This window comes from Kocuria sp. APC 4018, from assembly GCF_030407675.1.
Lineage (GTDB): Bacteria > Actinomycetota > Actinomycetes > Actinomycetales > Micrococcaceae > Kocuria > Kocuria rhizophila.
The window spans coordinates 37,868-48,359 of the sequence record NZ_JASDCY010000015.1; the positions used below are offsets into that span (position 1 = coordinate 37,868).

At 70.7% G+C, this 10,492-nt stretch carries 9 protein-coding genes and 1 tRNA gene; 7 read left to right on the plus strand and 3 right to left on the minus strand.

Going from position 1 to position 10,492, the window contains the following annotated elements; all coding sequences use genetic code 11:
• Positions 1–164 precede the first annotated feature (164 nt).
• Positions 165–1,133: an NlpC/P60 family protein gene (locus QL985_RS04590; protein WP_259905948.1), complete on the plus strand. Its 969-nt coding sequence runs from the start codon at positions 165–167 to the stop codon at positions 1,131–1,133.
• A gap of 304 nt (positions 1,134–1,437) precedes the next feature.
• Positions 1,438–1,755, plus strand: a complete 318-nt coding sequence (locus tag QL985_RS04595; protein WP_070636412.1) for a hypothetical protein — start codon at positions 1,438–1,440, stop codon at positions 1,753–1,755.
• Positions 1,756–1,937: 182 nt separating this feature from the next.
• Here the strand turns inward: QL985_RS04595 and QL985_RS04600 are convergent, their stop codons facing one another.
• Positions 1,938–2,966, minus strand: coding sequence for a DUF4031 domain-containing protein (locus QL985_RS04600; RefSeq protein ID WP_259905949.1), 1,029 nt, complete (start codon positions 2,964–2,966; stop codon positions 1,938–1,940).
• A 61-nt stretch (positions 2,967–3,027) separates the two neighbouring features.
• On the opposite strand from QL985_RS04600, the gene QL985_RS04605 reads away from it, so the two are divergent.
• Positions 3,028–3,100 (plus strand) — tRNA-Arg (locus QL985_RS04605).
• A 56-nt stretch (positions 3,101–3,156) separates the two neighbouring features.
• Here QL985_RS04605 and QL985_RS04610 read toward each other — a convergent pair.
• Positions 3,157–3,858 carry a hypothetical protein gene (locus tag QL985_RS04610; RefSeq protein WP_246829048.1) on the minus strand — a complete coding sequence of 234 codons (702 nt, stop codon included), beginning with the start codon at positions 3,856–3,858 and terminating at the stop codon, positions 3,157–3,159.
• Between the two features lie 111 nt (positions 3,859–3,969).
• On the opposite strand from QL985_RS04610, the gene QL985_RS04615 reads away from it, so the two are divergent.
• Both QL985_RS04615 and pcrA read left to right on the plus strand, forming a co-directional pair.
• Positions 3,970–4,701: an integrase gene (locus QL985_RS04615; protein WP_083310874.1), complete on the plus strand. Its 732-nt coding sequence runs from the start codon at positions 3,970–3,972 to the stop codon at positions 4,699–4,701.
• Between the two features lie 123 nt (positions 4,702–4,824).
• Positions 4,825–7,290, plus strand: a complete 2,466-nt coding sequence (pcrA, locus tag QL985_RS04620) for a DNA helicase PcrA (protein WP_259905950.1) — start codon at positions 4,825–4,827, stop codon at positions 7,288–7,290.
• A 29-nt stretch (positions 7,291–7,319) separates the two neighbouring features.
• On the opposite strand, the gene QL985_RS04625 is transcribed toward pcrA, so the two are convergent.
• On the minus strand, positions 7,320–8,069 hold the full coding sequence (locus QL985_RS04625) for a hypothetical protein (protein WP_059280815.1): 750 nt from the start codon (positions 8,067–8,069) through the stop codon (positions 7,320–7,322).
• A 212-nt stretch (positions 8,070–8,281) separates the two neighbouring features.
• Here QL985_RS04625 and sucC point away from each other — a divergent pair, with 212 nt between their 5' ends.
• Both sucC and sucD read left to right on the plus strand, forming a co-directional pair.
• Positions 8,282–9,451 (plus strand): ADP-forming succinate--CoA ligase subunit beta, encoded by a 1,170-nt coding sequence (sucC, locus tag QL985_RS04630; protein WP_039100878.1) that lies wholly within the window; start codon positions 8,282–8,284, stop codon positions 9,449–9,451.
• Between the two features lie 32 nt (positions 9,452–9,483).
• On the plus strand, positions 9,484–10,401 hold the full coding sequence (gene sucD, locus QL985_RS04635; protein ID WP_059280816.1) for a succinate--CoA ligase subunit alpha: 918 nt from the start codon (positions 9,484–9,486) through the stop codon (positions 10,399–10,401).
• Positions 10,402–10,492 lie beyond the last annotated feature (91 nt).

Here is a 10,492-nt window from a genome sequence, read left to right on the forward strand (position 1 = left end):
ATCGGCCCGCACCCGGGCGGTGCGCACGTGCTCGCACGAACTGACATCAGAAGACATCGCCAATCCGCCCTCCCTCGGTGAGCCGCGGCAGCTCTGCGCTGCCCGACGACCACCGCACATCTCCGTGCCCTGGGCGGACACGAACGTGTTAGGAAACCACACGCATGACGAACGAAACCACCACTCAGTCGGCCAAGGGCCTGTTTGCGGGCAAGGCTCGCACCGTGGCAGCCGTTGCCGCCTTCTCCGGTCTGGCTCTCGCCACCACCGTGTCGGTGCAGGCCACGCAGAACGCGTCCGACGAGCAGGCTCCCGCCGCCGCCGTGTCCGAGGCTCCCGCCTCCGAGAACACCGTCTCCGCCGAGCCGGCCGCCAAGGCCGAGAAGGCTGACAAGGCCGAGAAGGCTGAGAAGGCTCCTGCCAAGAAGGCCGAGCCCGCCAAGGCTCCGGTCCAGCCCGCCGTGGTGCAGGCCGCCCCCGTGGCCGAGGTGACCCCGGTCGAGGCGCCCGCCGCTCCCCAGGTGGCTCCCGCCGCCCAGACCGTGACCCCGGTCGCGGAGCAGGCTCCGGCTCCGGCCCAGGGCCGCCACGCCGCGCAGCCCACCCAGCAGACGCTGCAGGCCGAGGCCGCCGCTGAGCAGGGCAACGCCATCTACAACTACGGTGCCCCCCAGGGCGGGTACACCGCTCAGACCGGCTACACCGCTCAGACTGGGTACGACACCACCGCCAGCACCGGCAAGGTGACCACGCAGTCCAGCACCACCCCCAAGCAGGCCAAGGCCGCGTCCAGCGCCCCGGCCTCCGGTCAGGGTCAGGCCATCCTGAGCGCCGCTGAGGGCCAGATCGGCGTCAACCAGGACTGCACCGCCCTGGTGAGCAACGCTCTGGCAGCGGTGGGCATCAACCACCACGGCTGGCCCGCCAGCTACAAGTCCCTCGGCACCCCCGTGTCCGCCGCTGAGGCCCAGGCCGGCGACATCGCCTACTACGCAGACGGCGGCGCCGGCGTGGCCCACGTGGCCATCTACGCCGGCAACGGCCAGGCCATCCACGGCGGCTGGAACGGCAACCAGACCGTGAAGACCAGCGCCAACGTGGGCTCCGGCCCGGAGTACATCCGCGTCGGCTGAGCTCCCCCGAGTTCGGCACCGCGCTGATCGGCGCGGCGCCACACCTCGAAACGAGTCGGGACCGGTTGTGTACCCGCTCCCGACGAGGACGAGATGAATGCGTACGGACCCTGATGACCACAGGGTCCGTACGTTTTTCTCGTCTCTGCATCCCTCTGCATCCCTCTGCATCCCTCTGCATCCCTCCACGTCACTGCCCGGCAGTGCGCGCCGGCCACGGGACCAATCATCCTGTTCGTCCACCGCGGGCCGTCGGGGCCGGCGTGCGGGTGACGTCCAGGGGCCGGGATCTAGAATGGACGCCATGTCCACCGATTTCTCGAGCGCAGCCAGAACCCCCCAGGACCAGGAATTCACCTACTACGCCGTGGGGATGGTGGCCGGCGCAGTTCCCGGCATCGTCGTGGGATTCATCGTGGCGGCCTTCGCCGGCCACGCGGCCATGTGGCTGTCCGTGTTCGGCGGTCTCGGGATCATCGTGGGTCTCGTGCTGGCGGCGCTCATCTTCCGCCGCCGCCGTGCCTCCGCCCCCGACCCGGTGGAATCCGGGGCATCCGCTCCGGACTCGTTCGAGCAGTCCGGCGCAGACTCCGCTGCGACGCCGCCGAACCACCGCTCCTGACGTCGACCACGCGGAGCCGTAACCAGCCGCGTACCCTCACTTCGGCGGAACAGCGCGACCCGCGTGCCCTCACCTCGTAGGAATGATGCGACCCGGGTGCACTCACCTCGGCAGAGTGGTGCCAGCCTGGTGAACAGTGGGTCGGCCACGAATCCCCTCGGCGCGCCGCGCCTCCCCGTTGCTCACTGCCCGGTGAGCAACTGGATCTCCCGTGCCACATTGCGCCGGGCCTGCGTCTCCCACAGCACCACCGCGGTGTCGTGGTGGAACAGGCGGGGACTGGACAGCAGATTCTGCAGCACCTCGGCGCGGGCGGCCCGGAACTGGCTCTCGGGGACGTCTGCGTACTCCCGGCGCACGTCCGCGCGGTAGCGCTCGTACTCCTCCGTGGTGCCCCCGAGTACGGCAAGATCCGCGTCCACGAGCAGGCACGCGTCCCGGTCCGTGGGATCCGGCCGGTGCGCCACGGTGACCATGACGAGCTCTGCGACCCTGTCGGCAAGGCCGACCGGCCACGACTCCGCAGCTCCTGGACCCCGTCCTTCGCGCGGGGCCGCCCGAACCCCGGACCCGGGGGCGGCGTCGCCCTCTCCGCTGCCACCCAGGGCGGGGGACCACCCCGCCCCGCCGCGGCCGGCCGTCGGGGGTGAATCCGGCGCCCACCCGTCGGGGCCCAGCAGCTGCCGGGCGAGGGCCGCCGAGTCCTTCTCGTCCTCGCCGGCCCGCCCCCGGTGCACGGCGTCGTGGAACCACGCCGCCAGCACGAGCTCCTGGGACGGGCGCCCGTCCGTGAGCAGGTCCACCGCCTCGAGCACCTTCAGCAGGTGGGCGGGGCCGTGGTAGGCACGGTGCGGTTCGAGCCAGCGCTCCAGCAGGTGCGAGCCCAGGTCGGGATGCCCCGGAACGTGCCGCTCCCAGCGGCGGGTGAGCGCCGGGGCCAGCTTGGCCGGGCGGCGTCGTGCGGGGACCCGCAGGCCGCTGCGGATCAGGATCCGCGCGAGGTCCTTGCCCTCCACCGCGACCGCGCCGAGGGCCAGGGCGTCTGCGTGGCGGCGCGCGGGAATGTCGTAGTGGTCCTGGTCGAACGCACGCACGGACACGCCCAGGCGCGAGGCGAACTCGTGCAGCTCGGCCAGGGACTGGTCCGAGACGAGGTGGGAGAACACGGTCCCGTGGGCGGGCCAGCGCGGGGGATCGATGTAGAGCGTCATGGTGACCATTGTGCGCCTGACTCGCGGGGCGGGTCCCCCGCGGATAAGCTGGTGCAGTGTTGCCCTCGTAGCTCAGGGGATAGAGCACGGCTCTCCTAAAGCCGGTGTCGTTGGTTCGAATCCAATCGAGGGCACGAACGATGCCCTGCCCGGTCCCGGGCGGGGCATCCGTCGTTCGGCGGTGGAGCAGTCAGCCCCGTGGACGCTGGCCGGGCAGCTGGCCCTCGGAGAAGGCGTTGATCTTGCGGCGCACCACGGAGATGCTCACGAGCGCCGCGATGAGCAGCAGGAGCGCGGTCAGCACCCAGCGGGTGACCACCAGGCCGGAGGCGAGCGCCACGGCGCCGCTGTCCTCGGGGTGAGCCACAGCGGCGTCGAGCGCGGCGTTGCCCGCCAGGAAGACCACGGCGTACGCCAGGACCACGGACCAGTAGAGCCACTTCCGGGCTCGCTGCGGGGTGTTGAGACCGGTGAACAGCAGCCATCCCAGGCTCAGCAGCAGGGGAGTGAACAGTCCGGTGGTCGCGTGCACGCCCTCGTAGGAGGCGAGGCCCTCCGCGCCCAGTCCGCGCGCGAAGGCGGCGATGTGCTGGGAGTCGAAGCCGCCGGGCATCAGCTCGGGAGCGGTCACCCCTCCGGCCAGGTTCCCGGACACGCCCTGCAGGACGAGCAGGTGGTAGTACAGCCAGAGCGCGACTCCCACGAAGGACGCGACCCCCACGAGGATTCCGGCGGAGGAGCCCTTGGTGGGGTCCGCGGCGAGCTGCCCGTCCCGCATCTCGTGGACGCTCACGGGGCGCACGGAGTCTCCCTGGGCGCTCGTGGATCCGGCCGGGGCAGCACCCGCGGCCTCCCCGTGCTTCCTGGCCTTCTGCGCTCTGGTCATACCCATGGCTCCATTATCCCCCGGGGGCGTACTGTGAATCGAAGACGGGTACCCACTCTCGACGACGAGGTGGAGGACAGGTGCCCCCGGCGGGCACCGCGAAAGGTGGTGACGGTCATGGAGCTCTCCATCGGCCTTCCGGACGGTCTGCTCATGAACGCGGGTGACGGCTCGGAGCTCACGCTGTACGAGGCCGACCACTGCACGGTGCGCCGCAGGATCGACTGCTCCGTCCTCGAGGGCGCCCGCATGGCCGACATCGTCTGGTCCCACAAGCTCTCCGCCGTGGTCGCGGCGGTCCCCGAACGCCACCGGCTCTACCGCTGGGACGCCTACACGGACGAGCTCCAGGAGTGGGCGGGCACGGGAGAGCCCGGCCGCAGGGACGGCACGCTCGGCCAGGCCACGTTCGCGGCCACCGTGTCCATCACGGAGGCCGGGGACGGCACACTCTGGTTCGTGGACCGGGACTCCTCCTCGCTGCGGCGCATTGACATCAACACGGACCGGCCCGACGGCGCGCCCCACGTGGTCACGGTCGTCGGCAGGCACGGGGCCGGGTACCGGGACGGTGCGGCGTCCGAGGCCGCGCTCGACCATCCCCAGGACCTGCAGATCCTCTACGACGGCTCCGTGGTGGTGGCCGACACCGGCAACCACGCCCTGCGGCACGTGGACACCTCCGACGGCGAGGTCACGACCATCTTCGGGGGCCCGGAGCAGGTGCTCGACGAGCTGAGCGACGACGACCTCGTGCTGGAGGCTCCCGTGCGGGTCACCGTGGCGGACTCCCACCTCTGGGTCGAGGACGCGAACGGCCGCCACCAGGTGGAACCCCGGTACGTCTGACGGGCTGGCAGTCGTGCGGTTCCGGACACCGGGGCCCGGCCCCGGCTGCCCGTCGCCGGTGAGGCCACCGTGCGGGTCCGCGCCCGGCTGCGCGTCCGAGCCGCTGGATAGACTGGGCACACCATGGACTACCTCTCTGACAACCCCCTGCTCTCTGCCTCGTCGGTGCGCTCCCCGGCCGGTGGCGTCTCTGCCGAGCCGTCCGACGCCGCGGCGTCCCCGGAGCAGCTCGTGGCGGGGCTCAACGACCCGCAGCGCGCGGCGGTCGAGCACTCGGGTTCACCCCTGCTGATCGTCGCGGGCGCGGGGTCGGGCAAGACGAGGGTGCTGACCCACCGGATCGCGCACCTGCTGGCCACCGGTCGGGCCGGCCGTGGTGAGATCCTGTCCATCACGTTCACCAACAAGGCCGCGGCGGAGATGCGCGAGCGGATCGTGGACCTGGTGGGGGACTCCGCCCGTTCCATGTGGATCTCCACGTTCCACTCGCTGTGCGTGCGGATCCTGCGCCGCGAGGCCAAGACCCTGGGACTGAGCACGAACTTCTCGATCTACGACTCCGCGGACTCGCTGCGGCTGATCACCCAGGTGGCCAAGCAGCACGAGCTGGACCCCAAGCGCTTCGCGCCGAAGGCCATCCAGCACAAGATCTCCGCGCTGAAGAACGAGCTCGTGGACGACGAGACGTACCTGGCGCGGGCCAGCTCCACGGACCCCTTCGAGTCCGCGGTCGCGCAGGTGTACCGGGGGTACACCCAGCGGCTGCGCGCGGCCAACGCCATGGACTTCGACGACCTGATCGGCGAGACCGTGCACATGTTCCGCGCGTTCCCCCAGGTCCTCGAGTACTACCGGCGGCGGTTCCGCCACGTGCTGGTGGACGAGTACCAGGACACCAACCACGCCCAGTACGCCCTGGTCCGGGAGCTCGTGGGAGGGAACTCTCCCGGTCACACGGACGAGTCCGGGATCCCCGCGGCCGAGCTCACGGTGGTGGGCGACTCCGACCAGTCCATCTACGCGTTCCGCGGGGCGGACATCCGCAACATCACGGACTTCGAACGGGACTTCCCGTCCGCGCGCACCATCCTGCTGGAGCAGAACTACCGCTCCACCCAGAACATCCTCTCCGCGGCCAACGCGGTGATCTCGCAGAACGCGGACCGCCGGGACAAGAAGCTGTGGACGGCCGAGGGCGACGGCGCACCCATCGTGGGCTACGCGGCGGAGAACGAGCACGAGGAGGCGCGGTTCATCGCGGAGGAGATCGACCGCCTCCAGGACGAGCACGGGATCCGCCCCGGGGACGTGGCCGTGTTCTACCGCACCAACGCCCAGTCCCGCTCCCTGGAGGAGATCCTCATGCGGGTGGGGCTGCCGTACAAGGTGGTCGGGGGCACGCGCTTCTACGAGCGCAAGGAGATCAAGGACGCCATCTCCTACCTGCGGGCGATCGCCAACCCCTCGGACGACATCACCGTGCGCCGGATCATCAACGAGCCCAAGCGCGGGATCGGCGACCGCGCCCAGGGGTCGATCGCCGCGCTCGCCGAGCGCGAGGGGATCTCGTTCTCCGCGGCCATGCACCGGCTGGACGAGGCCCCGGCCCTGGCCACCCGTTCCGCCAACGCGATCCGCTCGTTCTCCCAGCTCATGGACGACCTCGCCGAACTGGCCGAGGGGGCGTCCGTGACCGCGGTGCTGGAGGCCGTGCTGGAGCAGTCCGGCTACCTCGAGGCCCTGCGCACGTCCACGGATCCTCAGGACGAGTCCCGGGTGGAGAACCTCGCCGAGCTCGTGGCCGTGGTGCGCGAGTTCGAGAAGGACCACCCGGACGCGGGGCTCGGCCAGTTCCTCGAGCACGTGGCCCTCGTGGCGGACGCGGATCAGATCCCCTCCCGGCCGGACACCGCCGGGGAGGGGGCGGCCAGCGCCCAGCAGATCGCGGCGGAGGTGGAGGAGGCCAGGTCCCTGGGGGTGATCACCCTCATGACCCTGCACACCGCCAAGGGGCTGGAGTTCCCCGTGGTGTTCCTGACCGGCATGGAGCACGGGATCTTCCCGCACCAGCGCAGCTTCGCGGATCCCTCCAGCATGGAGGAGGAGCGTCGGCTCGCGTACGTGGGCATCACCCGTGCCCGGCAGCGGCTCTACATCACCAGGGCGGAGTCCCGCTCCATGTGGGGCCAGTCCCAGTTCAACCCGGCCAGCCCGTTCCTGGACGAGATCCCCTCCCACCTCATCGACTGGAAGCGGGAGGGCTCCGCCGCGGCGGGAGGCTGGGGGTCACCCGTGCACTCCGGGGGCCCGTCCGGTTCCCGGGATCCGCTGCGGGGGTCCTCGTGGGGGGTCGCCGCCGGTTCCGGAGCCACGTTCCGTCGCCTCTCACCGGCCTCGGCGGGCAGGGTGCAGCCGCAGAAGGAGATCCCCTCCCTGAGCGTGGGGGACACCGTGGAGCACAAGGCCTTCGGCCGCGGATCGGTGGTCGCGGTGGAGGGCAGCGGGGACAAGACCGTGGCCAAGGTGCGCTTCGGGGCCGAGGAGAAACGGCTCCTGCTGCGCTACGCACCCATGTCCAAGGTCTCGTGACGGAGCGGGCGCGGACGTCCGGCCCCGCGTCAGATGAGGGCGAAGACCAGGACCGTGAACGGCGCCGTCACGCGCAGGGACTCCCCGGAGCGCACGTGCAGCATGCCCAGCAGCACGCTGGCCACGAGCGTGCTCAGCCCCGCGGCCTGTCCCCGGGACAGCAGGGCCACGGTGCCCAGGCACACCCCGGTGACCAGCCCGCCCCACGGGATCCACCGCGCGCCCCGGAACGTGGCCACGCCGAGCACGGCCCGGTGGGAGTACGCCAGCAGCCCGGCCACCACGAGGCAGCGCCCCACGAGGTACACGAGCCACGAGGCCATCGCGAGCCATGCGCCGCCACCGTACTGCGCGTAGAGGTCCAGGAACCGGTCCACCGGGGCGAAGCCCCACGGCAGCCCCACCACGGCGGGCAGCGCGATCGCGGTGACGACGGCGGCCGCGAAGTACCCGAGGACGGCTCGCCAGGCGCGGTGGTCCGGCCCGTCCGCCCGCTCACCCGCGGGCCGGTCCGGGGGCAGGGGGTCCAGACCGCGGCGTCGGCACCAGAGCACGAGGGCGCGCGCCAGCAGCAGCCACACCGCGCCGAGCGCCACCCAGGTCAGGCACTGCCAGCCGAGGGGGTAGAGCGACGGGACGTCACCCGTGAGGGTCAGGTAGGTGCCGTCGACCACGAGCTCGAGCCCCAGGGCCACGAACGAGAACGTGGCGAGCGAGGCCATGAACCCGTGGTCCGCTTCCCGGGCGTCCCAGACGTCCGGCAGTCCGATCCATTGCATGGGCCCAGTCAACCAGGCGATCCCGGGTGGCAGCGCATCGTGGGCTGTGGGTTCACGCGGGCCCCGGTAGGGCGAATCGCCGCGCCATGGACTAAAATCACAGTGAGGGCACTGTGAGCGCAGCGTTGCGCCGCATCCCCCCACATCAGGTCGCTCCAGCCGGGGGTTCCCGGCGCGGAACGACACACCTCGACGCAGAAGGACACTTATCCGTGGACCTGTTTGAGTACCAGGCACGCGACCTGTTCGAGAAGCACGGAGTCCCCGTGCTGGCCGGCATCGTCGCCACTACCCCAGAAGAAGCCAAGGCAGCTGCTGAGAAGATCGGCGGCGTGACCGTCGTCAAGGCCCAGGTCAAGGTGGGCGGTCGCGGCAAGGCGGGCGGCGTCAAGGTCGCGAAGTCCCCCGAGGAGGCCTTCGAGTACGCCCAGCAGATCCTGGGCATGGACATCAAGGGCCACACCGTGCACCGCGTGATGATCGCGCAGGGCGCGGACATCGCCGAGGAGTACTACTTCTCCGTCCTGCTGGACCGCGCCAACCGATCCTACCTGGCCATGTGCTCGGTCGAGGGCGGCATGGAGATCGAGCAGCTGGCCGTGGAGCGTCCGGAGGCCCTGGCCCGCGTGGACGTGAACCCCGCCGAGGGCATCACCGAGGCCAAGGCCCGCGAGATCGTGGAGCAGGCCAAGTTCGACGCCGAGACCGCTGCCAAGGTCGTGCCCGTGCTGGTCAAGCTGGGCGAGGTCTACGCCAAGGAGGACGCCACCCTGGTGGAGGTCAACCCCCTGGTCAAGACCGGTGACGGGGAGATCCTCGCGCTGGACGGCAAGGTGTCCCTGGACGACAACGCCGAGTTCCGCCACGAGGACCACGCCGCGCTCGCGGACAAGACCACGGCCGATCCCCTGGAGGAGAAGGCCAAGGAGAACGACCTCAACTACGTCAAGCTGGACGGCGAGGTCGGGATCATCGGCAACGGCGCCGGCCTCGTGATGTCCACCCTGGACGTCGTGGCCTACGCCGGCGAGAAGCACGGTGACGTGAAGCCCGCCAACTTCCTGGACATCGGCGGCGGCGCCTCGGCCGAGGTCATGGCCGCGGGCCTGGACGTCATCCTGGGCGACCCCCAGGTGAAGTCCGTGTTCGTCAACGTCTTCGGCGGCATCACCGCGTGCGACGCCGTGGCCAACGGCATCGTCAAGGCCCTGGAGATCCTCGGCGACTCCGCCACCAAGCCCATCGTGGTGCGGCTGGACGGCAACAACGTGGACGAGGGTCGCGCGATCCTCCGCGAGGCCAACCACCCGCTGATCACCACCGCGGACACCATGGACGCCGGCGCCGACAAGGCCGCCGAGCTCGCCCACTCCGCCAAGTAACCGCCCACGAGCAGAGCTACCAGGAAGAAGACATGTCGATCTTTTTGAACAAGGACTCCAAGGTCATCGTTCAGGGCATCACCGGCGGCGAGGGCACCAAGCACACCGCACGCATGCTCGCGGCCGGGACCCAGGTCATGGGCGGCGTCAACGCCCGCAAGGCCGGGACCACCGTGAACCACCAGGACAAGGACGGCAACGCCATCGAGCTGCCGGTCTTCGGCTCCGTGGCCGAGGCCATGAAGGAGACCGGCGCGAACGCGTCGATCGTCTTCGTGCCGCCGGCCTTCTGCAAGGACGCCGTGATCGAGGCCATCGACGCCGAGATCCCGCTGGTCGTGGTGATCACCGAGGGCATCCCCGTGCAGGACTCCGCCGAGTTCTGGGCCCACTCCCAGGCGAACACCGGTGCGGACGGCAAGCCCAAGACCCGCATCATCGGCCCCAACTGCCCGGGCATCATCTCCCCGGAGGAGTCGCTGCTGGGCATCACGCCCGCGAACATCACCGGCAAGGGCAAGCTGGGCCTGGTCTCCAAGTCCGGCACCCTGACGTACCAGATGATGTACGAGCTGCGTGACCTGGGCTTCACCACCGCCATCGGCATCGGCGGCGACCCGGTCATCGGCACCACCCACATCGACGCCCTCGAGGCGTTCGAGGCGGACCCCGAGACCGAGGCCATCGTGATGATCGGCGAGATCGGCGGCGACGCCGAGGAGCGCGCCGCGGACTTCATCAAGGCCAACGTCACCAAGCCCGTGGTGGGCTACGTGGCCGGCTTCACCGCTCCCGAGGGCAAGACCATGGGCCACGCCGGCGCCATCGTCTCCGGCTCCTCCGGAACGGCCCAGGCCAAGAAGGAGGCCCTCGAGGCCGCCGGGGTCAAGGTCGGCAAGACCCCCTCGGAGACCGCGCAGCTCATGCGGGAGATCTTCGAGACCAAGTGAGCCGCGCCCGGCTCCGTCCGGGACCCGCGCTGAGAACGACGCCGCTCGCCCACCTCGGTGGGGGAGCGGCGTCGTTCTCTTCGTGGGTGGC

What these genes read in the sequence shown, in the direction of transcription:
- QL985_RS04595 (WP_070636412.1), top strand. Translation starts at nt 1,438, where the DNA reads ATGTCCACCGATTTCTCGAGCGCAGCCAGAACCCCCCAGGACCAGGAA.
- QL985_RS04590 (WP_259905948.1), top strand. Translation starts at nt 165, where the DNA reads ATGACGAACGAAACCACCACTCAGTCGGCCAAGGGCCTGTTTGCGGGC.
- QL985_RS04625 (WP_059280815.1), bottom strand. Translation starts at nt 8,069, where the DNA reads ATGCAATGGATCGGACTGCCGGACGTCTGGGACGCCCGGGAAGCGGAC.
- QL985_RS04615 (WP_083310874.1), top strand. Translation starts at nt 3,970, where the DNA reads ATGGAGCTCTCCATCGGCCTTCCGGACGGTCTGCTCATGAACGCGGGT.
- sucD (WP_059280816.1), top strand. Translation starts at nt 9,484, where the DNA reads ATGTCGATCTTTTTGAACAAGGACTCCAAGGTCATCGTTCAGGGCATC.
- QL985_RS04600 (WP_259905949.1), bottom strand. Translation starts at nt 2,966, where the DNA reads ATGACGCTCTACATCGATCCCCCGCGCTGGCCCGCCCACGGGACCGTG.
- QL985_RS04610 (WP_246829048.1), bottom strand. Translation starts at nt 3,858, where the DNA reads ATGGGTATGACCAGAGCGCAGAAGGCCAGGAAGCACGGGGAGGCCGCG.
- pcrA (WP_259905950.1), top strand. Translation starts at nt 4,825, where the DNA reads ATGGACTACCTCTCTGACAACCCCCTGCTCTCTGCCTCGTCGGTGCGC.